This is a genomic window from Bradyrhizobium sp. HKCCYLRH2060 (genome assembly GCF_051168135.1).
Lineage (GTDB): Bacteria > Pseudomonadota > Alphaproteobacteria > Rhizobiales > Xanthobacteraceae > Bradyrhizobium.
The window spans coordinates 236,463-258,869 of record NZ_JBNPUK010000002.1 but is presented as its reverse complement, the minus strand read 5'-3'; the positions used below and the strand labels follow the sequence as shown (position 1 = coordinate 258,869).

Here is a 22,407-nt window from a genome sequence, read left to right as displayed (position 1 = left end):
GCTCACCTCCGTCCGAACAGCCCTTGCGGGCGCAGATACATGACGATGACGAGCAGCAGCAGCGCCGGGATCGTCCGGTAGGCCGGCGAGATCAGATAGGCCGTTCCGGTCTCGAGATAGCCGACGACATAGGCCGCGATCAGCGAGCCCGACACGCTGCCGAGGCCGCCGAGCACGACGATCGAGAACGCGCTCGCCGTCAGCGGTCCGACGCTGTAGGAGCTGACGCCCAGGAACATGCCGAGCAGGATCCCGGCCACTCCCGCCAGCAGGCCGTAGATCGCCCAGACGGTGAGATAGATCGACGACAGCTCGATGCCGAGCAAGGTGACGCCGCGCGGGTTCATCGACGCCGCCATCACGGCCTTGCCGCGCCTGGTGCGGTTGACCAGGAACCACAGCAGCCCGATCGCGACCCAGCAGATCACGGCGGTGAAATACTCGTTCTTCGGCGTACGCACGCCGAACACCGTGGTCACGCCCTCGACGATGGGCAGCACGGTCTTGGCGTTGTTGGTAAACAGATACGCGATCGCCTCCTGGATGATGATGCCCCACAGCAGCGTCGCGGTCAGGATGAAGATCTCCTTCTCGGACTCGGCGATGACCTTCGATCGCTGGATCGGCCTGACGGCGATGAAGTAGGTGGCAAACGCCAGGATGAAGCCGGCGAGGACGCCGATCAGCGCTCCCGTATAGGGCCCGACGCCCAGCTCGCTGGCGGCGGCCCAGGCGGCGACCGCAGCGCCGACCATGATGGCGCCGTGGGAAAGGTTGAGTACGCCCGAGACACCGAAGATCAGCGTGAAACCTGTCGCGCCGAGGGCATACAGCGCGCTGATGGCAAAGCCATCGATCAAGATCTGCCAGAAAAGCATTGAAAATCGACCTGCAACGTCAGACTGAGGCACCAAGAAAATGGGCCGCTCCTTGAAGGAGCGGCCCCGCGATGCGTCAGTTGCTGGCCGCCTTGAGCTTGATGAAGGACGGCCACGTGGCGGTGCCGGCGGCGAGCTCCTTGGGCCAGACGTTGACCTGCTTGCCGCTCTGCCATTGCAGCATCAGCCCGGTGATGTAGCCCTTGCCGGTCCGCAGCGCATGGGGGTTCGGATCGCCCTTCGGCTTGAAGGCGATGCGGCCGATCGTGCCGACATAGTCGGTCGCTTCCATCGCCTCGACCATCTTGTCGGGATCGGTGCCGCCGGCGCGATGGATCGCATCCGCGATCATGTAGACCTCGTCGTAGGAGGTGTAGCCGGCATAGGATGGGAAGTTTCCGAACTTCTTCTGATAGGCATCCACGAACGGCAGCGTCTTCGGCGTCACCGCGACGCCCGGCCCCGACACGGCATTGTACATGACGCCCTCGACCGCGCCGTTGGTGTCCTTCCAGAAGGTCGAGTTGGTCGCCTGCGAGGAGATGCCGAACATCGGGATCGGCACCTGCTGGCTCTTCCACTGCACGGTCGGCTGGGTGCCGACATGCGAGATGCCGGTGATCATGACGTCCGGCTTCAGGCCTTCGATCTTGTTGAAGATCGGTGTGAAGTCGGTGGTATCAGGCGACATGCGGATATGGTCGACGACCTTCAGCCCGATCTCCGGCAGGCACTTCTCGTAGCCGGCGTCGAGCGGCGTCGTCCACGCTGCATCCTCGCTCATGATCACCGCGGTCTTCATCTTGTAGGGTTCGACCAGCAGATCCTTGGCCGCGTCGCAGACGAGGCCGGCCAGCGAGGTCGAGGTCAGATAGCCATGGAAGGTGTATTTGAGCTGGTCGTAGTTCTTGGCGATGTTCTGGGTGATGACGTCGGATGCGGCGCCTGGCGTGATCATCAGCGTCTTGAGGCGCCCTGCCCACGGCTCCAGCGCCAGCACGACCTCGGAGATGTAGCTCGCAATGACGGCGTTGACCTTGTCCTCGCTGACGGCGCGCTGGAAGGCACGCACCGATTCCGCCGAGGAGGAGTGATTGTCGTAGACGACGATCTCGATCTTGCGCCCGTCGACGCCGCCCTTAGCATTGATCTCCTCGGCGGCCAATTGAGCCGCGGGAGCGATCGACGAGCCTGCGACGGCCTGGGCTTCGGCGATGACGCCGATCTTGATGGGATCGGCGGCCATGGCGGCCGAGGAGACGAGCGCAGTCGCGCAGCTCGCAAGCAAGATGGACTTGAGCGAAATCATGAAACCTCCCGAATCCTTATGCCTCTGACGGGCAGGCCCAACTTTGGTCTCCGATATGCCAGTGGGCAAGGGAACATCCGGCAACGTGCTCTGCGCTCAGCGCATTGTGATAGCGCGCCGCGCTCATGGCTCATGGAACATCTTGCAAGACTGCCTCGTTCCTGCGCGCCGCCCAGACACATCCGCTGCATTGCAGCAACGGATATTCCGAGTCGCAGAAGGCCCACGTCCTTACGACCAGGCGGTGCCGGTGCCCTCGATCTACATGAAGCTTCTCGTCTGAAGCGGCGACCTCAACTCAGCCAAACTGGCGCAAGTGTCCAAGCATCTCGTGCACGTCGTAGGTCATGACGGCGAGCAGCGCCGCGAGCGCGAGATACGTCCCGGCATATTCGAGCTTCGTCTGCAGCGTCGTGCCATAGTAAGCAACGTTCTCGGGCGCGCCGGGGTCGTAGCGCCAGGCCTTCATCAGTTGCGGGGCTGCGAGGATGGCGATGATGAACAGCATCGGGCTCGGCCGATAGAGCATCAAAGCCAGCAGCAAGGGAACGCCGAGCAGCCAGATGCGCGGGCTCAGCACGCTGGTGATGCGGCCGCCGTCCAGCGGCGAGATCGGCAGCAGGTTGAACAGGTTCAGGAACAGGCCGGAATAGGCGATCGCGAGCAGCAGATTGCTGTCTTCCGATCTTGCCAACAAATAGACCGCGAGCGCCGCGGCGGTCCCGACCAGCGGACCGGCGAGTGCCACATAGGCCTCCGTCTCGACGTCGACCGGCTGCTCCTTGAGCGCGATCCAGGCGCCGACGAACGGGATGAAGGCGGGAGCGCCGACGTCGAGACCGCGCTGGCGCGCGGCGACGTAGTGCCCCATCTCATGAGCAAACAGCAGCGCGATGAAACCCGCCGCGTAGCGCCAGCCCCAGATGCCCGCATACACGACCAGCGACAGCAGCATCGTGCCGCCGCTCATGGCGAGCTTCCCCCATTTCAGGCCGGAGAACAGGATCAGCAGGAGTGCCTTCACGCGGGCCCGCCCGCGTTGTCGCCGCGCGGCTTGCGGCGCAGGAAGTTCATGACCGCGGCCCCGGCGCCGACGACGGCGAAGATGATGATCTTGGCGAACTTCAGGACGAACGCACCGGCCAGCGCCAGCAGCCCGAGCTTCTTCGCGGCAACGCCGCCGACCAGCGCCAGCAAGCCATATTCGGCAATCCGATCCGTGCCGGCGCTCAAATCCTCATAGCGCTTGCCGGCATTGTAGGAGAGATCGGACAGCAGCTCGTGCGCGACAGCCTTGTCGCCCGCGATCCGCTCCGAGCCGGACAGCAGGTTCAGGCTGAAATAGCCGTCACGCCCGAGCGCGTAGGTGTTGTAGTTGACGTTCTTCGGCGCGTCGTCGGGCTGACCCTTCTCCTTGGCGAGCAGCGACCAGACGAGACGATGCGTCGTGGCATCGTAGGCCGGCGGCTCGACCCAGCCGACCACGGCCATTTCCGGAAATCCGCGCGCCGCACGGTCCTTGTTCGCCTCTTCGGCGCCGGCGCGGAGGTTGCTCAGGAGATCGTCCGCGTTCCAGCTCTTGGCGTCGTCGTCTTTGATGTAGCCTTCCTTGATGTGCTTGATGACCACCATCCAGTCGTCGTTCTGGCGCCTGCCGACGACCAGCCCGACGAAGGTCGCGTCGTTGACGACGTTGCCGAGCGCGCGAAGGACCCGCAGGCCTTCGTTCTTCGGGACGTAGAAGTAGTCGGCCGGAAGCTTCAGCGTGCCCTGGTCGATCAGCACGATGTCGCTTGGTCCGTCGGTGCCCGCTTGGCTCGCTGCCTGCCAGGCGGCCATCAGTTCAGCCTTGCGCGTGGCCTCATCCAAGGGCACGGCCTGCGCGTGAGCAGACAGAACGACGAACGCTGCGCACAACACTGCGCGCGCAATGACAATCAAGCTTTGCACCGGCCCCAATTCCCCAAAAACATCGGTCGGATAGTACCTCGAAGGCTCGGCAGCGCGCAACCAAAGGCCGATTGAGGCCTCTCGAAGCGATCGACTGGCGCTGCAGCGAGGGAGAGATGGTCCGAAAAGGCCCCCTCCTCGTCACGACGCTGTCTTGCTTTCGGCCAAAGCGGCGGGTCGAGTCACGTTTGAAAATTCAAAGAGAACATCGGCGTCGGCGGCGGGCCAAGGGTTTGGGGATCAGCAATGCAGTCCACACAGAACGTGCAACAGATTGATCAGAGCGACATCGGTCTCGCCCCTGAGAAGCCCGAGAAGGCAAGCTACGATCAACTGTACCGGCGGGTCCTGCGCGAGGTGCTGACCCGGATCGATACGCGGCTCGCGGCGATCGAGAAGCCCGGCATGGCGGCGGATGCCGCGGCGGCAGCGAGCACGAGCGGGGCGGCGGACGCCGGGGCCAGCCGCTGGGCGCGGGTGAAGGCCCCCCTCGGCAGGCTGCGCGGGCGCAACGCCGTGGGTCTCGCGCTGCTGGTCGTGCTGGTCGGCGGCTCGGTCGCCTGGTCGCAGCGCGACGTCGGCACGTCACTGATGGACCGCTGGATGCCGGGCGCCAGCGAAGCGACGCAGGACGAGGCGACGGCTCAGCAGGGCAGCGAGGATGCCATGATGTCGAATGCCTCGCTGAGGGGAGCGGAAGACACCACCGGCTCCCGCGAGCCCGCGACGTTGATGCAGAGGATGGCGCGCGACATCGCCGATCTGCAGCAGGGCATCGAACAGATCAAGTCCACACAGGATCAGGCCAGCCGCGATCACACCCGCGCCATCGAGCAGCTACAGGCCGGCCAGGATCAGCTGATGCGACTGGTGTCACGAATGTCCAACCAGGCGGTGCAGGCACGCGGCACGGTCCCCCCAGGCCCGCCCCAGCAGATCATCGTCACGCCGCAGCAGCGGACCACGACGGGAATGGCCCGGCCGCAGCCGGCGCAGCCGCAGGGTTCGACGTTCGGGACACTCTTTACCCGCAACACCTCGGGCATTCAGCCGCCGATGCCGCGTTGATGGTGTGATCGGCAGCGGCCATCGGTAGCGGCCTTTGCGCTGCCGATGCGCCCATTTGCCGACCGGTCCTTACGAGCAGGTGTGAACGCGCCCGTCGTAGCCGCGATAGGTGCCCTTCTCCGCATCGTAGGTGCGGAAGCTCTTGCAACTGACACCACCCCTCTTCGCTTCCCGCTTCGCTTCGCTCTCGGGCTTGCTGCGGGCGCGGAGCTTGCGCTTGGCCGGCTTGGCGTCGTCCTCGGCGTGATGAGCATGCGCATTCGCATTGCGATGCCGTTCGGGTTTGGCTGACGGCGCTGCCGTGTCTTGCTTCGCAGCCGCCTTCTCCGGTGCCGCCGCTGAAGGCGCAGCGGGCGGCGGCTCGGATATCTTGGGCTCGGCCGGCGCTGCCGCAGGCTTCGCCTCGGCAGCGGTGGCAGGCTGCTCCGCCGGCTTGCTCTCCGCTGCTTTCTCCTTGGTCTTCCCTTCAACCTTCTCCGGTGCGGGCGCGTCCTTGGCGACGACGGCGGGCTGAACGGCCGGTGCGGGCTCTGCCGGTTTCGACTCGGTCACCGTCGGCTTCTGGCCGACGTCGGTGCCGGAGTTCGGTTCGACCTTGGCTTCGGACGGCTTGCTCTCGGCCGCAACATCCGTCGCGGTTTTTTCGCTCGTTACTTTGTCCGCCGGCGGCTGCTGGCCCGCGCTGTCGGTGGCCTGAACGGGCTTGGTGTCCGCGGCCGCTGGCTCGGCGGGCTTCTCGGCCGTCTTCTCAGGCTCGGCCGCGGCCTTGCCGGCGGCATCCGAGGGCTGCTCGGCGGGCCTGGTTTCAGCAACCGCGGGCTTCGGCTCGGACTCGACGGGCTTGTCGGCCGTCGGCGCGGCAGACTGCTCCGTGGCGGGCTTGGCCGCATCGTTCGCGGCTCCCTGGGCCCAGGCGCTGGAGCCCGCGATCACTCCGAGGACGCAGAACAGAACGCCCGCGCGGACGGCTGGCGGACAAACAACGGAAACTTGCATGCTGGAAAACTCGCTTGAGAGGCCGGCAGATTGCCGGTTTACGTCATCTGCAGCCGGCTTTCGCCACGAAAACTGCATGCGCGCAAAAGAGTCGCACAAGGTGTGCTTTCCACATCATGGATTTGCAATCGAGGCGCGAAGGCCGGAGCGACGACACTCAATGCGTCGGGTGCCGACGGCATATTGGCCGCCTGAATGGCGCGGACTGCCTCCGGCTGGACCCGGGTGGCGTCGCGGGCGCTTCACGCGCTCACGGCGTTGCGGCTGATCACGTGATGGTAGTACGACGCGCTGAGCTTGGGCGTGCGCACCTGGGTGTCGAAGTCGACGTAATAGATGCCGAAACGCTGCTTGTAGCCGAACACCCACTCGAAATTGTCCAGCAGGCTCCACAGGAAGTAGCCCTTCACGGGCACGCCCTCGGACGTTGCGCGCTGGAGCTGGGCGAGATAATTGCGCAGATACATCACGCGGTCGAGGTCGTGGACCTTGCCGTCGGCGGTCAGCTTGTCGTCCGATGAGGTGCCGTTCTCGGTGATGTAGATGGTCTGGAGATTCCAGATCTTGGCGGCGAGCTTCGGCACCCAATAGGCCGTCTCCGGACCGACCTGCAGCCAGGGGGAGCTCATATGCGGGAACGAGGACGGCATCGGCAGCACGTCGAAGCCGGCCGCGCGGTCCGACGCGACGACATAGGCTTGCGGCGCGTAGATGTTGAGGCCGACGAAATCGACCGGCGCTGAAATGATCTTCAGTTCGTCGGCGGTGAATTTCGGCGCATCCTTTCCGGACCACGCCAGGAAACCGTCCGTGTAGCGCCCCTCGAGGATGACATTGAGGAAGCCGGCATTCAATTCGCGCGTCGCGATCTCGGCGGCATGGATGTTCTCCGGCGTGTCGATCGCCGGCAGGCAGGCCGTGATGTTCTCGGCCATGCCGACGCGCATGCCGGTTTGCCCGCCGGCGCGGATGGCCTGGACGGCGAGACCGTGCGCCAGAGCCACGTGATGGCGCGCCTGGTTGACCTGCTGCTGCGGCAGCTTCAGCCCGGGCGCGTCGACGCCGAGGCCATAGCCGAACGGGATGAAGCGGCCGCATTCGTTGATCGTGAAGATGGTCTTCACACGGTCGCCGAGATGCTGCGCGACGTAGCCCGCATAATGCGCAAAGGCCCTGGCCGTGTCGGCCGACAGCCAGCCGCCGACCCGGTCCTGCAGCGCCTGCGGCAGATCCCAATGATACAGCGTTGCGTACGGCGTGATGCCGTTGGCCAGGAGCTCGTCGACGAGGCGGTTGTAGAAGTCGAGGCCCTTCAGATTGGGCGTCAGCCCGCCGTCGGGAAACAGCCGGGGCCAGGCGATCGAGAACCGATAGGCCCGGCAGCCGAGCTCCTTGATCAGCCGCACGTCGCCCTTGTAGCGGTTGTAGTGATCACAGGCGACGTCGCCGGTGCTGCCGTCCTCGATGTTGCCCTGCAGATGCGTGAACACATCCCAGATCGACGGTCCGCGGCCATCGGCCGTGGCCCCGCCCTCGATCTGATACGACGACGTCGCCGTCCCCCACACGAAATCGGCGGGAAACCGCCGCCCGGCATCCTCCTTCACCGCGCTCTCCTCCGCCTGCGCCGGGCCATTGGCCGCCCCAAGGGCAGCCAGCCCGGCCAGCTTTGCAAGATCACGGCGGGAGACGTCGTTCGGCATTGATGAACCTCAAACCTCTGTCGCTTTCGCGCCCGATCGGGACAACGAAGGCCCTACGAACCATATCTGGGCCCCGATTTGAACAGCCCGGGATGGCGGCAATGGAGCGACCCCGATCACATCTGCGTCCCGCGCCGTCGCGTCAACGGCCGAGGACGCAACGCTCGGCATTTTGACCGCCGCACGGCTGCGGCGGCCGTTGAACACGGCGGCACGCACCGAGGGAGCCACCTCGGCTCGACAGCGGTGCCCGATTACGCCTATGGTTGAGTCATGACGGATCACGATCACCATCACGACCATCCGCGCGATCACTCGGACTTGTCCGAGACCGATCTGCGCGTCCGCGCGCTCGAAAGCATCCTGACCGAGAAGGGGTATATCGATCCTGCTGCGCTCGACGTGCTCATCGAGACCTATGAGAGCAAGGTCGGTCCCCGCAACGGCGCCCAGGTCGTGGCGCGGGCCTGGACCGATCCCGCCTATCGGGCGCGCCTTCTTGCCGAGGCCACGCCGGCGATCGGTGAGCTCGGCTATGCCGGCCGCCAGGGCGAGCACATCGTGGCGGTCGAGAACACGCCGGATCTGCACAATATGGTCGTGTGCACGCTGTGCTCCTGCTACCCGTGGCCCGTGCTCGGCCTGCCGCCGGTCTGGTACAAATCGGCGCCCTATCGCGCCAAGGCGGTGAAGGATCCGCGCGGCGTCCTGAAGGATTTCGGCTTCGAGCTGCCGCCGACGACGAAGATCCGGGTGTGGGATTCGACCGCCGAGGTCCGCTATTTCGTGCTGCCGATGCGTCCCGCGGGGACCGACGGCTGGAGCGCGGAGCAGCTCGCCGAACTCGTCACGCGCGACAGCATGATCGGCACCGGGCTGCCGAAGCAACCGCATGAGGTCGGTAGCTGATGGATGGCGCGCATGACATGGGCGGCGTCGCCGGCTTCGGTCCGGTCCGCCCCGAGCCGAACGAGCCGGTGTTTCACGCCGAATGGGAGCGTCGTGCGTTCGCCATGACGCTGGCAATGGCGACGCCCGGCGGCTGGAACATCGACATGTCGCGCTTCGCGCGCGAGAACCGTCCGCCGGACGATTACCTCGGCATGAGCTACTACCAGATCTGGCTCGCGGGCATCGAACGGCTGATGCAGGAGCGGCATCTGGTCGACGCCGATGAGATCGCCGCCGGCGAGGCGCTGCATCCGGCCAGGCCCGTCGCCAGGATCCTCACTCCAGATGCCGTCGCGGCGACCCTGCGTCGCGGCGGTCCGACCGAACGCGCGGAAACCAAGCCGGCGCGGTTCGCCGTCGGCGACCGCGTGCGCGCCAAGGACATCCATCCGGCGACGCATACGCGGCTGCCGCGCTATGTGCGCGGCCATCTCGGCCGCATCGAGGCGATCCGGGGCGTGCACGTGTTTCCCGACAGCAACGCCCATGGCGGCGGCGAAGACCCGCAATGGCTCTACACGGTGTCGTTCAGCGGCGCCGAGCTGTGGGCCGACGCGCCCGATCCGCTGCTGGAGGTGACGGTCGACGCCTTCGAGCCCTATCTGGAGCCAGCCCGATGACACCGGACCGTGAGGCGGCGGTCGCGGCGACGCGCGCCCTGCCCGGCATTCCGGTCGATGACAGTGGGCCCGTGTTTCGCGAGCCGTGGGAAGCGCACGCCTTCGCGATGGCCGTCACGCTGCACGCCCGCGGCCTCTTCACCTGGCCCGAATGGGCGGCTGCGCTCGCCGAGGAGATTTCGCGCGCGCAAGCGTCTGGTGATCCCGATTGCGGCGATACCTATTACCGGCACTGGCTGGCGACGCTCGAGCGGCTCGTCGCCGAGAAGGGCGTCACCTCCGCGGACGCGCTGACGCGTTACCGCGATGCCTGGGATCACGCTGCCGATCGCACCCCGCATGGCAGGCCGATCGAGCTCAAGCCCGAGGATTTCGTCGGTTGAGCCCTTCGTGCGCGTCGTAAGAATGCTTAATGCCCGGTGAGCGGGCGATCCTGCTTTTGGTGGGCCGGTCTTAACGGCCGGCTATTCATGCCGCGAACAGCCGTATTCGTTCGAAATTGAACATTCATCAGTGCGTCCGTAGCGTCCCGCATCTTCTTTGCTGAAGTTGAGGGGGACGTCGAAATGCCCGCGCCAGAGTTCGCCACCATCGTCGACACGCTCGCCGGCGTGCGCCAGGACTATCACGAGAAGCTCAAATCGATTCCGCAATACGAGGCCTTCCTGCTGATCGAAAGCTCGACCGAGAAGGCCGCGGGCGCCCTGCACGGCACCGAGGCGTCGGGCTCCTCCATCGCCACCGACGTGATCGACTCGCTGCAATATGCGCGCAACCGGTTCGAGCAGCACATGGCCTCGATCCCGGAATATCGCGTGCTGGTGGCGATCGACCGCGTGATCAAGGAGATCTCGCAGCATCTCGGCCTCACGCCGGCTGATGAGGCGCCTGCCGCAGAGAGCCCCGCCGCGGCCGCCGAGCAGCCCGCCGAAGCTGCTGAGGCAATGGCGAGCGCCGAAACCGACGCCTCCGCCAAAGAGGCCACGCCCGTCGAGCCGGCCCAGCCCGAAATGGCCGAAGACGAAACGGCTTCAGCCGAGGACGAGCCGGTCGAAGCCGGGGCCCCCACCCTGCGTGTCGTCGATACTCCGGCGAAGTCGCCATCGATCGTGCCCGCCGATCAGGATGATGCCGCGGAGGACGACGACATCGTGGTGCTGAACGCACCCGCCTGGGAGAAGAGCGGCAAGGACGCCAAGGACGAGATCACCGCGCGTCTCGTTGCGCAGGCGGCCTCCGCTGCCGCTAACCAGGCCGATGACGGCCACGACGTCGCCGATGCCGATCTCGTCATCGTCAGCCAGCGCGAGCCGTCGGACACCGAAGCCGCCTGAGCGCTCGTCTGTCGCGCAACTCTCCGCGGGGCTCGAGGGCCCCGCTTCCGATTCAGGATGGCCCGCCCGCCGCGATGTACTCGCGCCATCCCTTGGCGCGCAGCTCGCAGGCGGGACACTGCCCGCAGCCATGGCCCCAATCGTGCCGCGCGCCGCGCTCGCCGAGATAGCAGGTGTGCGACTGGTCGCGGATCAGGTCGACGAGGCCGGTGCCGCCGAGATCGTGCGCCAATTGCCAGGTCGCGGCCTTCGACAGCCACATCAGCGGCGTGTGCAGCTCGAACGCGCGCGCCATGCCGAGGCTCAGCGCGCTCTGCAGCGCCTTGATGGTTTCGTCGCGGCAGTCCGGATAGCCCGAATAGTCCGTCTCGCACATGCCGCCGACGATGTGGTGGATGCCGCGGCGATAGGCGAGCGCCGCGGCGAAGGTCAGGAACACCAGGTTGCGGCCCGGCACGAAGGTGTTGGGCAGGCCGTCGGCGCCCATCTCGATCGCGACGTCGCGCGTCAGCGCCGTCTCCGAGATCGCAGCCAGCGTCGGAATGTCCAGCGTGTGGCTGTCACCGAGCTTGACCGCCCAGTCGGGACGCAGGCGCGCGATGCCCTCGACCAGCCGGTCGCGACAGGCGAGTTCGATCGCATGGCGCTGGCCGTAGGCGAATCCGATCGTCTCAACGCGCGCGAAGCGGTCGAGCGCCCAGGCCAGGCACGTCGTGGAATCCTGCCCGCCCGAGAACAGCACCAGGGCCGTCGTGTCCTGCTCATTCATGGCTCCCGCTTAGCATCATCGACGGGTCGGGCCAACCTGCGGAGCGATCCCGCGTCATGGCCTTTTTGCTGGGAGCCGCGCGCCGCTTGGGGCATACAGGACAGGATCGAACGATGCTGTCAGGACCTGCCCATGATCCCTTCCCGCGACATCTCCCGCCTGATCGAGATCATGGCGGCGCTGCGCACGCCGGTCACCGGCTGTCCGTGGGACGTCGAGCAGACCTTCCAGACGATCGCGCCCTACACCATCGAGGAAGCCTATGAGGTGGCCGACGCGATCACGCGCGACGACATCGACGATCTGCGCGAGGAGCTCGGCGATCTCCTGCTGCAGGTGGTCTATCACGCCCGCATCGCCGAGGAGCAAGGCGCGTTCGCGTTCGGCGACGTCGTCGAGGGCATCACGAAGAAGATGATCCGCCGCCATCCGCATGTGTTCCCGGACAAGGACGGCAACGTCACCCAGCCCACCAAGGGCACCTGGGACCGCATCAAGGCCGAGGAGAAGGCCGAGCGCGCCGCGCGCCGCCCGCCCGAGGAGCGGACGAGCAAGTCCTCGCTGCTGGCAGGGATCAAGGCCGGACAGCCGGCGCTGGTGCGCGCGATGGAGCTGCAGCGCAAGGCCGCGACCGTCGGCTTCGACTGGAACGATCCGCGTGCCGTGTTGCAGAAGATCCGCGAGGAGGCCGACGAGATCGAGGCCGCCCTCGACAACAGAGATGCGACCGAGCTGACCGAAGAGACCGGCGATCTCCTGTTCGCGCTGGTCAATCTCGCCCGCCATGCCGATGTCGATCCGGAGACCGCGTTGCGCGGCACCAACGCCAAGTTCGAGCGCCGCTTCGCGCACATCGAACAGGCGCTGACGGCCAAGGGCCGCAGCCTCGAAGAAGCCTCGCTCGACGAGATGGACGAATTGTGGAACGAGGCGAAGCGACTGGAGAAGGAGCGTCCCCCGTCTCCGAAGCCGTGATCAGCCGCCCTTGCGCGACAGCACGGCCTTCGCGATCTCGACGAAGCGCTGCGCGGCGGGCGACAATCCGAAATCGGCGCGGCTCAAGAGCGAGACGTGCCGATGGATCGTCGGCTGCGACAGGGGGATGGCAACGAGCGTCGGAAATTGTGCCTTCGGCAGCATGTGCGCGGGCAGGATGCTCAGGCCTGCGCCCTCCGCCGTGAGCGCCAGCGCGGTGGTGATCAGCGACACCTCCCAGGCCGGCTTCAGCGCCCGCCCCGTCTGCGCCAGCGCCTCGTCGATCTGACTGCGGATCCGCGTGCCGTGACGCATCGTGATCAGCTCGGAGCTCATGATGCCGTCCCACGTCAGGCGGCGGTGCTTCTCGAACCGGCCGTCCTTGATGCCGATGGCCGACAGCGGACTCTGCATCAGTGTGTCGATCCGGACCTCCGGCACGCCCTCGTCCTCGACGCTGCCGAGGCCGAACTCCGCCTGCCCGGCCATCACGATCGCGAGCAGCTCGTCAGGCGCGACATCACGCAGGTCGATCCTCACCTCGGGATGGCGCGACCGGAAGGTCGCGAACACGCGTGGCAGCAGCGCCGACGCCACGCCCGCTGAGACCGCGATGGAAATCCGGCCGGCCTTGATCTCGGCAAGGTCGCGCATCCGCTGCGACAGCCCCTGCGCTCCCGCCAGGATGCGCTCGGCGGCGGTGATCGCCTCGCGGCAGGCCGCCGTCGGATGCAGCGCCCGCGTCGTGCGCTCGAACAGCTTGAGCTGAAAGTTCTCCTCGATCTGCCGGATCAAGAGGCTGATCGCCGACTGCGTGACGCGCAGCTCGGCGGCCGCCCTGGTGATGCTGCCGAGCCGATACACCAAGACCAGGGCCTCCAGTTGCCGCAGGGTCGGGGGCATTAGCTTTCCTCATGAATGAATGAGAATTTTGTGGCTAATCGAAAGAGTTTGATCATGCAACATATTTGCAAACAGCCGGAGCGGCGAAGCGGCCCGGCAACAACAAGCACATGGGGAGGGACATTTGACGCAGGCGATCAATCTCACGCGCTACGTCGACGAGCGGCCGCTGTCGGGATTCCAGATCCGGGTGATCTGCCTGTGCGCGCTGGTCGTCGGGCTCGACGGCTTCGATGCCCAGGCGCTCGGCTTCGTCGCCCCTGCCCTCAGCAAGGATTTGCATCTGGCGCCGGGCGCGTTGGGGCCCGTGTTCGGTGCGTCCCTGTTCGGCGTGATGATCGGCTCGCTGGTGTTCGGCGCGCTGGCCGACTATCTCGGACGCAAATGGCTGGTGGTGGCCGGCGTTCTCGTATTCGCGCTCGGCTCGCTGGCGACGACGCAGGCCACCAGCATATCCGACCTCGTCGTCCTCCGCTTCGCGACCGGAATCGGGCTCGGCGGCGTCCTGCCCAACACCATCGCGCTGACCGGCGAATATTCCCCGCAGCGTCGCCGAACCTTGCTGATCATGCTGATGTTCATGACCGTGTCGCTGGGGTCGGCGATCGGCGGAGCGGTCGCGGCCAAGCTCATCACCGCCTATGGCTGGCAGATCATCTTTCTCATTGGCGGCGCTCTGCCGCTCATCCTCTGTCCGGTCCTGATCGTCTGGCTGCCGGAATCGCTCTCGCTGATGGCGCTCGATCCGCGCAGGAGCGAACGCGTGCGCACGTTGCTGGCGCGCATCGATCCCACGGCCCAGCTTCCGGCCGATGCGCGGTTCACCATCGTCGAGGAGAGCGGCAAGGGCTTCCTGCTGCCGCAGTTGTTCACCAAGCGGCGCCTGCTCCCGACCCTGCTGCTGTGGGTGATGTTCTTCATGAACATGATGGACATCTATTTCCTCAACAGCTGGCTGCCGACGCTGACGCATGGTGTCGGCCTCGACGTCCAGGCGGCGATCGCGGTCGGCGTCGCCTTTCAGCTCGGCGGCATGCTCGGCACCGTCGGGCTCGGCCTGCTGATCGAACGGTTCGGCTTCGATCGCGTCCTGTTCGTGACCTACGTCGCCGGCTTCCTCTCGATCGTCACCATCGGCATCGCCGGCGCCTCGTTGCCGATCCTGGTGCCCGCGGTCTTCATCGCCGGCGTCGCCGTGATCGGCGGACAGATCGGCTGCAACGCCTACGCGGCGCGGATCTATCCGACCTACATCCGTGGCACCGGCATCGGCTGGGCGCTCGGCATCGGCCGCTTCGGCTCGATCCTAGGCGTCACGCTCGGCGGGCTGATGCTCGCGGCGAAATGGGACGTGTCCTCGCTGTTTCAGGCGAGCGCGGTGCCGCAGCTGTTCTCGGCACTGGTGATCCTCGGCCTTGCCGTCCTTGGCATGCGCGGCAGTCTTCCGAGCGCCGGCGACGCGCAGCGGGACACGCTTTCGACAGCCGAGCGTGCCTAGGTTCAAATTAAAAAGAGAACTGACATGAAGACGATTCAAACCCAGGTGCTCATCGTGGGTGCCGGCCCGGTCGGGCTGACCGCCGCCATGGACCTTGCCTCGCGCGGCATCGACGTCGTCGTCGCCGAGATCAGGCGCGCCGGAGAGCCGCCCAACGTGAAGTGCAACCACGTTTCCGCGCGGTCCATGGAGGTGTTCCGCCGCCTTGGTATCGTCCAACACGTGCGCGAAGGCGGCCTGCCGGCCGACTTTCCCAACGACTGCGCCTATCGCACCGCGGTCGTCGGCCGCGAGCTGACCCGCATTCCGATTCCGTCCCGCCAGGATCGCTATACGGCGACCGGTGGACCCGACACCGATTGGCCGACGCCCGAGCCGCCCCATCGCATCAACCAGATCTATCTCGAGCCCATCCTGTTCGCTTGCGCCGAGGCGCAACGCGGCATCACGATTCTCAACCGCGTCGAGGTCGATCGGTTCGACCAGGATGAAGACGGCGTGATCGCGCGGGCGCGCGATCTCGACACCGGCCAGGACATCACAATTTCGGCCGATTATCTGATCGGCTGCGATGGCGGCCGCTCCGCGGTGCGCAAGCTGATCGGCGCACGGCTCGGCGGCACCGATGTCGTACAGCGGGTGCAGTCGACCTACATCCGTGCCCCCGCGCTGAAGGACCTGATCACCCAGAAGCCGGCCTGGATGACGATGTCGCTCAACCCGCGGCGCTGCGGCACTACCGTCTCCATCGACGGCCGCGACAACTGGCTGATCCACAACCACCTCGCGGCCGAGGAAGTCGAATTCGACAGTGTCGATCGCGACTGGGCGCTGCGCACCATTCTCGGCGTCGACGACCGTTTCCAGTATGAGATCATCAGCAAGGAGGACTGGATCGGACGCCGCCTGGTGGCGGACCGCTTCCGCGATCGCCGCACCTTCATCTGTGGCGATGCCGCGCATCTGTGGATTCCCTATGCCGGCTACGGCATGAATGCGGGGATCGCCGATGCGGTCGACCTGTGTTGGATGCTCGCCGGCGTGCTGCACGGCTGGGCTGCCCCCGCCCTGCTGGACGCCTATGAGGCGGAGCGTCAGCCGATTACCGAGCAGGTGTCGCACTTCGCGATGAACCATGCGCTCGCCGTGATGAGCCAGCGGCGCGCCGTGCCTGCCGAGGTCGAAATGGAGGGCCCCGTCGGCGACGCGGCGCGTAGCAAGGTCGGCAAGGCCGCCTACGATCTCAACGTGCAGCAATATTGCTGCGCCGGCTTGAACTTCGGCTACTACTATGACCGGTCACCGGCCATTTCGTACGATGGCGAGACGCCGCCGCCCTACGGCATGGGCCATTTCACTGCGTCCACGGTGCCGGGCGCACGCGCCCCTCATGTGTGGCTCGCCGATGGCCGATCGCTGCTGGATGCGCTCGGCCCGGCCTACACGCTGGTCCGGTTCGATCCGGCCGTCGATGTCACGGCGCTCGTCGAGGCCGCAGCTCGGCATGGCGTTCCCCTAACTGTGGTCGACGTCGACCGGGCCGCGGCCGGCTATGGCTTTGCCGAAAGCCTGCTGCTGGTGCGGCCGGATTCCCACATCGCCTGGCGTGGCATGGCCGCACCGAAAGAGCCCGACAACCTCTTGGGCCGCCTGCGCGGCCTCACAACCCAGCCTGAGGCCGTGCGCCGTGACAATGCCGTCGTCGCCTGATCCGCGCCACCGCGCCATGACCCGCCACACCACCGCGCACTACTTCCTCGAGGCGCTCGTCGAGATGGGCGTCGACTACATCTTTGCCAATCTCGGCACCGATCATGTCTCGCTGATCGAGGAACTTGCGCGCTGGGACAGCGAAGGCCGACGGCACCCAGAGGTGATCCTGTGCCCCCACGAGGTGGTCGCGGTGCACATGGCGATGGGCTATGCGAGTGCGACCGGCCGCGGCCAGGCCGTGTTCGTCCACGTCGATGCCGGCACGGCGAACGCGTGCATGGCCATTCAGAACGCGTTTCGCTACCGGTTGCCGGTGCTGCTGTTCGCGGGGCGGGCTCCGTTCGCGCTGCATGGCGAGCTGCCGGGAGGACGTGACACCTACGTCCACTTCGTGCAGGAGAGTTTCGATCAGGGCAGCGTCATCAGGCCCTATGTCAAATGGGAATACACGCTGCCGTCGGGCGTCGTCGTCAAGGAGGCGGTGGCCCGCGCCGCCGCATTCATGCACAGTGATCCGCCCGGCCCGGTCTACATGATGCTGCCGCGGGAAACCCTGGCCGAGACCTGGGACGAGCAGGCGATGCCGGCCTACCCGGCCGCGCGCTATGGCAGCGTCAAAGCGGGAGGCATCGAGCCGGAACGGGCGCAGGCGATCGCGGACGCGCTGATGAAGGCGGACAATCCGATCGCGCTGACCGCCTATCTCGGCCGCAGCGCCGAGGCGGTTTCCGTCATGGAGCGGCTGGCGCTGGTGTGCGGCATCCGCGTCGCCGAGTTCAATCCCGTCACGATGAACATCTGCCAGGACTCCCCCTGCTTTGCGGGCGCCGACCCCGCCGCGCTCATCGCAGGCGCCGACCTCGGACTGCTCATCGACATCGACGTGCCCTTCATTCCACAGATGCTGAAGGCGGCCGATCGGCTGCGCTGGATCCAGATCGACATCGACGCCCTGAAGGCGGACATCCCGATGTGGGGATTTGCCACCGACCTTCGCATTCAGGGCGATTCGGCCGTCATTCTCCGCCAGGTCCTGGAGATCGTCGTCGCCCGTGCCGACGATGCGTATCTGAGAAAAGTGCGCGATCGGATCGCGAGCTGGCAGCCGGCCCGCGAGGCGGCACAGGCGAAACGCACCGCCGCGGCGGGCCAGAAGGGCCGGACCGGCGCGATCAACCCGGCCTATCTGTTCGCGCGGCTGCAGGCGCATCTGTCGGAGGACGACATCGTCGTCAACGAGGCGGTCCGCAATGCGCCGCTCCTGCAGCAGCAGCTTCGCCGCACTAGGCCGATGACCTATGTGGGCCTCGCTGGCGGCGGCCTCGGCTTCAGCGGCGGCATGGCGCTCGGGCTCAAGCTCGCCAATCCCTCGACGCGCGTGGTGCAGATCGTCGGCGACGGCGCCTACCATTTCGCCGCACCGGATTCCGTCTACGCCGTAGCGCAGCAATACCAGCTCCCGATCCTGACCGTGATCCTCGACAACAACGGATGGCAGGCGGTGAAGGCGTCGGTTCAGCGCGTCTATCCCGATGGCACGGCCCAGCGGACGGACTCGTTTCTGTCCCGGCTCTGCACCGGCCGTCAGGACGAGCAGCGCCGTCTCGCCGACATCGCCAGCGCATTTGGGGCCCATGGCGAGCGGGTCGACGATCCCGATGCCCTCGATGCGGCGATCGAGCGCTGCGTCGCAGCCGTCGATGGCGGTCGCGCCGCGGTGCTGCATGTGGACATCACGCCGCTTTAGTTCGATCGGGCGCGACCAAACGGCGCGGTCTGACCCGGCACGGCGGTCAGTTCTCTTTGCCTACATCGAGCTCGTCCCTGCTGACGGGGCCACTCTGCAAGTGGTCCTTGCCTGAAGATGTCGACAACTATGGAACGACACGGAGAAGGCCAGTTGAACATGAGGTATGAAATGAATCATGCCGAGCTTCGGGACAGACCCGGTAAATCTTCCAATCTGGCGAGGGACGCTTCCAGATCAGCGATCGCGCTCCCATATCGCGCGCCTGCCACGCTCCGTGCCCTAACTAGGTGCGCCCGTGCTTCCTCCAGACGCTTTACATGCAAGCAGGCCCGCACACGTGCAGCATGTATCGGAAACTTATGCCCTCCATAGCGATTGGCGCGTTCGAAAAACCGCATTGCGAGATCCAGATCAGATCTACAACGAGCAGTTAAGGTACCTAGCATCGTCCAGAACTCCGCTTCATCAACACCGAAGAGCACGTCGTGGCCGAATGCGTCTTGCCCGAAAAAACGCCGTCGCGCATCAGTCAAGATGTTTGCGAGTTGGTTTGGAGCTTCGAGGTCAGTCTCAAACTTAGATAACAGGTTAACATCGAACCACTCTTCATCCACGATGGACCTGCAAGCAATCCAGGCCTTGAAATTGTGGGCATGGTCGAAGCCCTGACGCAATGACTCCGAAAGAAACGAGAGCGCGTCATTCACAATGGTCAATCCCCTGCTTCGATCTTGCGAATATGCAGCAGTCGACGCCTCGCCTATGATGTACGCCACTCGGCTCAACGCAGGACGAAATCCGAAATCGATGCCCTTCCAAAATGCGTCTATCGACTTGGTATATTGAAACGTCTGCCGATAGAAGATTGGACGATATTTTGCAGACGCGCCGTATTCTAGAAGTTCGGGGCCCTCCAAACTCTGGCCTATAGCGGCTATCCGTTCATCATACTCCGCAACCGACCTCAGCGGGAGCAATCTTGCCTTCGAGTATTCCACGAGCAAAGACTGCAGCAACGCCGACGAGGATCTGACGAGAGACAGGCTACGTTTCGCGCAGCGTTCAGCTTCGCTGAACGAACTCTCCTGGTGTGATTGAAGTCGCTGCAAGCGGCCTCGCCACCTGACGACGGCTGACTTCACTATTAAGATATAGGCCAAGGCGTCCTGATCTTCAGCTGAAGCACTAACTGAATCGAGCTTGTCGTTCAGAGCCTTTGCCAATGTGAGCTTCTTTTGCGTATCGAATACGCTGTACTCATCCCTTAAGAAAAGCAGCATAAGCGAAACCGCGACGGGCACCTTTCGCGCGTCTGCTATCTTTCTCAGCAGAGCGGTGCTCGCCTGCAGACCCTTCTCCCATCGAGACGAAGAATAGTCGTTCTCCAACGACGTCGTCTTGAGTTCAAGTCGCGCCAACTCCACCCATTGCACGGCAGTTTCGACCAACGGGTTGAGCGCAATATCGCCTAGAACACGCTCTGCCTCCCGGAGAAGACTGCGCCCCTCTTTTGGTCCGCTCAGGGTCGCCTCATTCATCAGGTCATAGATTCGACCGACCCTGACATCTTGCGCCAACTCGTGGTGGTCGAACCTGAATGGACTGCTCTGAAACAAGTCATCTACGAATCTAGCGACGTGACGAGCTTTGTTCATGACCATCTGGAAGAGGATCGCCGGCGGGTATTCGCTCGGTTTTTCCTGATCGATCAGGTGATGGTGCTTTCGGCAAAGCAGCATCAAGTTGTTTTCAGAATCGAGATCGACGTGCGGAAACGATGCTTTGAATTCGGATCGACTGCCATCATTCACCGGCAGGATGTGGCAGAGTTCGCCGATCATCTCGATGTGCCCATTGGACCATCTTGCAGCGATTTCCCCACAAGCACCGTACTCACAGTGACCAATCGATCTCATAAAGATCGAGGTTCGGACACTCTGTCGGATTTTTTCTCTTGAGGCCATACGCGCAACCCGCATGTCGCTCGACAAAATAATCTCATTTGAACGAAAGGCACTTCTGAACGGCGTGGCCGTCGGCCGCTATTGATACAAATCAATATTATGATTGACACGTTTTAGTTGTAAGTTTTTTGTCTGTAAAGTCATCCGCGTCTGTGAGCCGAGATGGCTGTTAGAGCCGTTGAATCGGCTGCATCTGCTTGATTTTGCTGCGCGATGAAGCTGATGGTGGCCCACTAAGCGGCCGCCGGAGACGCTCAAAGAATATAGCGAATAAGCGCTCAAATCAGTTGATTTGGATGGTTGCGCACTCGATCGAGTGGCAATCGATAGTGGTTGGATACCTTTACTATTCTACGCAACCCGGGGCACGCCGTGATAGCGCTCCACCACGATGTCGCGCTTGGTGGCGTCGACGCGCACGGTCATGTCGTAATGGCCCTCGTGCAGCTCCTTGGCCAGCACCTCGGCGTTGCGGTGCAGCCAGGAGATGCCGGCGCCGTCGGCGGCGTCGATGGTGAGGTCCAACGTGGTGCGCGCCGCCGCGAGCCGGTCCTCGATGGTCTGCAGCAGCGCGTCGACGCCCTCCCCGGTTTCGGCCGAGACCAGCAGGCAGGGCCGCTCCGGCGGACGCCGCGCGGCGATGTTGGCGAGGTTCTCGCGCGCAGCCGCGTCGAGCCGGTCGATCTTGTTCCAGACCTCGATGATGGTGTCGGTGGCTTCGGGATCGATGCCGAGCTGGCTCAGCACCAGTTCGACATCGTGCTGCTGCGCCTCGGCATCCTCGTGCGACATGTCGCGGACGTGCAGGATCACGTCGGCCTCCAGCACCTCCTCGAGCGTGGCGCGGAAGGCGGCGACGAGCTGCGTCGGCAGGTTGGAGATGAAGCCCACGGTGTCCGACAGCATCGCCTTGCCGCCATGCGGCAGCGTGATCGCGCGCAAGGTCGGATCGAGCGTCGCGAACAGCATGTCGGCGGCCTGGACGTCGGCGCGCGTCAGGCGATTGAACAGCGTCGACTTGCCGGCATTGGTGTAGCCGACCAGAGCCACGACGCGATACGGCACACGCTGGCGTCCGGCGCGATGCAGCCGCCGCGTCGCCTGGACCTTCTTCAGCTCGTTCTCGAGCCGCGTGATGCGGTCGCCGATCAACCGGCGGTCGGCCTCGATCTGGGTCTCGCCGGGACCGCCCATGAAGCCGAAGCCGCCGCGCTGGCGTTCGAGATGGGTCCAGGACCGCACCAGACGGCTGCGCTGATAGTTGAGATGCGCGAGCTCGACCTGCAGCGCGCCCTCCTTGGTCTTGGCGCGGCGGCCGAAGATCTCGAGGATCAAGCCGGTGCGATCGAGCACCTTGGTGTTCCAGGCCTTCTCCAGGTTGCGCTGCTGGATCGGCGAGAGCGCGCAATCCATCACCACCAGCTCGACGCCATGGCCGGCGATCACGCCGGCAATCTCTTCGACCTTGCCCTTGCCGAGATAGGTCGCGGGGCGAATCTGCCCGATCGGCGCGAGAATGGCCTCGGCCACGGTCAGCTCGATGGCCCGCGCGAGGCCGGCGGCCTCGTCGATCCGCGCCTCGAAATCACGCATGTCGGATTGGCCTGCTTGCGCGCCATCGTCGCCGCGGCGCGCTCGCAAGTAGGGGCCGACCACGATGACGAGCCCGGTCCCCTTGTTGTCATCCGGCCTCGACAGGCCGATGGTCCCTTCGCGATCGCGGGGTTCCAATCAGGTCACTCTCACGTCAGGTCAGACTCACGCAGACGCGTCCTCGCCACCCTCGAACAGCTGGATCGGCGCTCCCGGCATGATGGTGGAGATCGCATGCTTGTAGACGAGCTGCGAGTGACCGTCGCGCCGGAGCAGCAGGCAGAAATTGTCGAACCATGTGACAATCCCCTGCAGTTTCACGCCATTGACCAGGAAGATCGTGAGCGGCGTCTTGGTTTTGCGGACATGGTTGAGAAAGGTGTCTTGTAGGTTTTGTGCGCGGTCGGCCGCCATTGTTGTTATCTCGCAGTCT

The 22,407-nt window shown here is 65.0% G+C and carries 20 protein-coding genes; 9 read left to right on the top strand and 11 right to left on the bottom strand.

Annotated elements, in window-relative coordinates:
- Positions 1-2 precede the first annotated feature (2 nt).
- The 4 genes from ACQR10_RS04985 to ACQR10_RS04970 form a co-directional block, all read right to left on the bottom strand.
- Positions 3-878 carry a branched-chain amino acid ABC transporter permease gene (locus ACQR10_RS04985; protein WP_315799964.1) on the bottom strand — a complete coding sequence of 292 codons (876 nt, stop codon included), beginning with the start codon at positions 876-878 and terminating at the stop codon, positions 3-5.
- Positions 879-954: 76 nt separating this feature from the next.
- The gene (locus ACQR10_RS04980) at positions 955-2,187 is read right to left on the bottom strand and encodes an ABC transporter substrate-binding protein (protein ID WP_315799963.1); all 1,233 of its coding nucleotides are present in this window, start codon (positions 2,185-2,187) and stop codon (positions 955-957) included.
- Between the two features lie 298 nt (positions 2,188-2,485).
- Complete coding sequence (locus ACQR10_RS04975; RefSeq protein WP_315799962.1) at positions 2,486-3,211, bottom strand: site-2 protease family protein; 726 nt, start codon at positions 3,209-3,211, stop codon at positions 2,486-2,488.
- Positions 3,208-4,062 (bottom strand): DUF2167 domain-containing protein, encoded by an 855-nt coding sequence (locus tag ACQR10_RS04970; protein ID WP_434911874.1) that lies wholly within the window; start codon positions 4,060-4,062, stop codon positions 3,208-3,210. Before ACQR10_RS04970 ends, ACQR10_RS04975 begins: the two co-directional genes overlap by 4 nt.
- Before the next feature lie 321 nt (positions 4,063-4,383).
- Between ACQR10_RS04970 and ACQR10_RS04965 the strand changes: the two genes are divergently transcribed.
- Positions 4,384-5,205 (top strand): hypothetical protein, encoded by an 822-nt coding sequence (locus tag ACQR10_RS04965; RefSeq protein WP_434911873.1) that lies wholly within the window; start codon positions 4,384-4,386, stop codon positions 5,203-5,205.
- 69 nt (positions 5,206-5,274) lie between these two features.
- Here ACQR10_RS04965 and ACQR10_RS04960 read toward each other — a convergent pair whose 3' ends face one another.
- Positions 5,275-6,201 (bottom strand): hypothetical protein, encoded by a 927-nt coding sequence (locus ACQR10_RS04960; RefSeq protein WP_434911872.1) that lies wholly within the window; start codon positions 6,199-6,201, stop codon positions 5,275-5,277.
- Between the two features lie 242 nt (positions 6,202-6,443).
- Positions 6,444-7,904: a GH1 family beta-glucosidase gene (locus ACQR10_RS04955; protein ID WP_434911871.1), complete on the bottom strand. Its 1,461-nt coding sequence runs from the start codon at positions 7,902-7,904 to the stop codon at positions 6,444-6,446.
- A gap of 273 nt (positions 7,905-8,177) precedes the next feature.
- Here ACQR10_RS04955 and nthA point away from each other — a divergent pair, with 273 nt between their 5' ends.
- The 4 genes from nthA to ACQR10_RS04935 all read left to right on the top strand — a co-directional run bounded on the left by nthA (position 8,178) and on the right by ACQR10_RS04935 (position 10,809).
- Positions 8,178-8,813, top strand: a complete 636-nt coding sequence (gene nthA, locus ACQR10_RS04950) for a nitrile hydratase subunit alpha (RefSeq protein ID WP_434848631.1) — start codon at positions 8,178-8,180, stop codon at positions 8,811-8,813.
- Positions 8,813-9,475, top strand: coding sequence for a nitrile hydratase subunit beta (nthB, locus tag ACQR10_RS04945; RefSeq protein WP_434848632.1), 663 nt, complete (start codon positions 8,813-8,815; stop codon positions 9,473-9,475). The genes nthA and nthB overlap by 1 nt, the downstream gene beginning before the upstream one ends.
- Positions 9,472-9,858, top strand: a complete 387-nt coding sequence (locus ACQR10_RS04940; RefSeq protein ID WP_315799956.1) for a nitrile hydratase accessory protein — start codon at positions 9,472-9,474, stop codon at positions 9,856-9,858. Before nthB ends, ACQR10_RS04940 begins: the two co-directional genes overlap by 4 nt.
- A 183-nt stretch (positions 9,859-10,041) precedes the next feature.
- Positions 10,042-10,809: a hypothetical protein gene (locus ACQR10_RS04935; protein ID WP_434848633.1), complete on the top strand. Its 768-nt coding sequence runs from the start codon at positions 10,042-10,044 to the stop codon at positions 10,807-10,809.
- A 52-nt stretch (positions 10,810-10,861) separates the two neighbouring features.
- Here the strand turns inward: ACQR10_RS04935 and queC are convergent, their stop codons facing one another.
- Complete coding sequence (gene queC / locus ACQR10_RS04930) at positions 10,862-11,578, bottom strand: 7-cyano-7-deazaguanine synthase QueC (RefSeq protein WP_434848634.1); 717 nt, start codon at positions 11,576-11,578, stop codon at positions 10,862-10,864.
- A 132-nt stretch (positions 11,579-11,710) separates the two neighbouring features.
- On the opposite strand from queC, the gene mazG reads away from it, so the two are divergent.
- Positions 11,711-12,553, top strand: coding sequence for a nucleoside triphosphate pyrophosphohydrolase (gene mazG / locus ACQR10_RS04925; protein WP_316178717.1), 843 nt, complete (start codon positions 11,711-11,713; stop codon positions 12,551-12,553).
- Here the strand turns inward: mazG and ACQR10_RS04920 are convergent, their stop codons facing one another.
- Positions 12,554-13,456, bottom strand: coding sequence for a LysR family transcriptional regulator (locus ACQR10_RS04920; protein WP_315799952.1), 903 nt, complete (start codon positions 13,454-13,456; stop codon positions 12,554-12,556). It abuts the gene before it with no gap.
- 124 nt (positions 13,457-13,580) lie between these two features.
- On the opposite strand from ACQR10_RS04920, the gene ACQR10_RS04915 reads away from it, so the two are divergent.
- Genes ACQR10_RS04915 through ACQR10_RS04905 form a run of 3 tightly spaced genes read left to right on the top strand, consistent with a single transcriptional unit; the run spans position 13,581 to position 18,414 of the window.
- A complete protein-coding gene (locus ACQR10_RS04915) occupies positions 13,581-14,954 on the top strand; it encodes an MFS transporter (protein WP_434848635.1) in 1,374 nt (457 codons plus the stop codon).
- Between the two features lie 24 nt (positions 14,955-14,978).
- Positions 14,979-16,664: an FAD-dependent oxidoreductase gene (locus ACQR10_RS04910; RefSeq protein ID WP_434848636.1), complete on the top strand. Its 1,686-nt coding sequence runs from the start codon at positions 14,979-14,981 to the stop codon at positions 16,662-16,664.
- Positions 16,665-16,680: 16 nt separating this feature from the next.
- A complete protein-coding gene (locus ACQR10_RS04905) occupies positions 16,681-18,414 on the top strand; it encodes a thiamine pyrophosphate-requiring protein (protein WP_434848655.1) in 1,734 nt (577 codons plus the stop codon).
- A gap of 176 nt (positions 18,415-18,590) precedes the next feature.
- Here the strand turns inward: ACQR10_RS04905 and ACQR10_RS04900 are convergent, their stop codons facing one another.
- From ACQR10_RS04900 to hfq, 3 genes are all read right to left on the bottom strand, one after another.
- Positions 18,591-20,258: an HNH endonuclease signature motif containing protein gene (locus ACQR10_RS04900; protein WP_316178708.1), complete on the bottom strand. Its 1,668-nt coding sequence runs from the start codon at positions 20,256-20,258 to the stop codon at positions 18,591-18,593.
- Between the two features lie 474 nt (positions 20,259-20,732).
- Positions 20,733-22,112, bottom strand: coding sequence for a GTPase HflX (hflX, locus tag ACQR10_RS04895; protein ID WP_315799947.1), 1,380 nt, complete (start codon positions 22,110-22,112; stop codon positions 20,733-20,735).
- A gap of 27 nt (positions 22,113-22,139) precedes the next feature.
- Entirely contained in the window at positions 22,140-22,388 is a 249-nt protein-coding gene (hfq, locus tag ACQR10_RS04890; protein WP_006613906.1) for an RNA chaperone Hfq, read from the bottom strand.
- Positions 22,389-22,407 lie beyond the last annotated feature (19 nt).

What these genes read in the sequence shown, in the direction of transcription:
- ACQR10_RS04985 (WP_315799964.1), bottom strand. Translation starts at nt 878, where the DNA reads ATGCTTTTCTGGCAGATCTTGATCGATGGCTTTGCCATCAGCGCGCTG.
- ACQR10_RS04980 (WP_315799963.1), bottom strand. Translation starts at nt 2,187, where the DNA reads ATGATTTCGCTCAAGTCCATCTTGCTTGCGAGCTGCGCGACTGCGCTC.
- ACQR10_RS04965 (WP_434911873.1), top strand. Translation starts at nt 4,384, where the DNA reads ATGCAGTCCACACAGAACGTGCAACAGATTGATCAGAGCGACATCGGT.
- ACQR10_RS04960 (WP_434911872.1), bottom strand. Translation starts at nt 6,201, where the DNA reads ATGCAAGTTTCCGTTGTTTGTCCGCCAGCCGTCCGCGCGGGCGTTCTG.
- ACQR10_RS04955 (WP_434911871.1), bottom strand. Translation starts at nt 7,904, where the DNA reads ATGCCGAACGACGTCTCCCGCCGTGATCTTGCAAAGCTGGCCGGGCTG.
- nthA (WP_434848631.1), top strand. Translation starts at nt 8,178, where the DNA reads ATGACGGATCACGATCACCATCACGACCATCCGCGCGATCACTCGGAC.
- nthB (WP_434848632.1), top strand. Translation starts at nt 8,813, where the DNA reads ATGGATGGCGCGCATGACATGGGCGGCGTCGCCGGCTTCGGTCCGGTC.
- ACQR10_RS04940 (WP_315799956.1), top strand. Translation starts at nt 9,472, where the DNA reads ATGACACCGGACCGTGAGGCGGCGGTCGCGGCGACGCGCGCCCTGCCC.
- ACQR10_RS04935 (WP_434848633.1), top strand. Translation starts at nt 10,042, where the DNA reads ATGCCCGCGCCAGAGTTCGCCACCATCGTCGACACGCTCGCCGGCGTG.
- queC (WP_434848634.1), bottom strand. Translation starts at nt 11,578, where the DNA reads ATGAATGAGCAGGACACGACGGCCCTGGTGCTGTTCTCGGGCGGGCAG.
- mazG (WP_316178717.1), top strand. Translation starts at nt 11,711, where the DNA reads ATGATCCCTTCCCGCGACATCTCCCGCCTGATCGAGATCATGGCGGCG.
- ACQR10_RS04920 (WP_315799952.1), bottom strand. Translation starts at nt 13,456, where the DNA reads ATGCCCCCGACCCTGCGGCAACTGGAGGCCCTGGTCTTGGTGTATCGG.
- ACQR10_RS04910 (WP_434848636.1), top strand. Translation starts at nt 14,979, where the DNA reads ATGAAGACGATTCAAACCCAGGTGCTCATCGTGGGTGCCGGCCCGGTC.
- ACQR10_RS04905 (WP_434848655.1), top strand. Translation starts at nt 16,681, where the DNA reads ATGACCCGCCACACCACCGCGCACTACTTCCTCGAGGCGCTCGTCGAG.
- ACQR10_RS04900 (WP_316178708.1), bottom strand. Translation starts at nt 20,258, where the DNA reads ATGATCGGCGAACTCTGCCACATCCTGCCGGTGAATGATGGCAGTCGA.
- hfq (WP_006613906.1), bottom strand. Translation starts at nt 22,388, where the DNA reads ATGGCGGCCGACCGCGCACAAAACCTACAAGACACCTTTCTCAACCAT.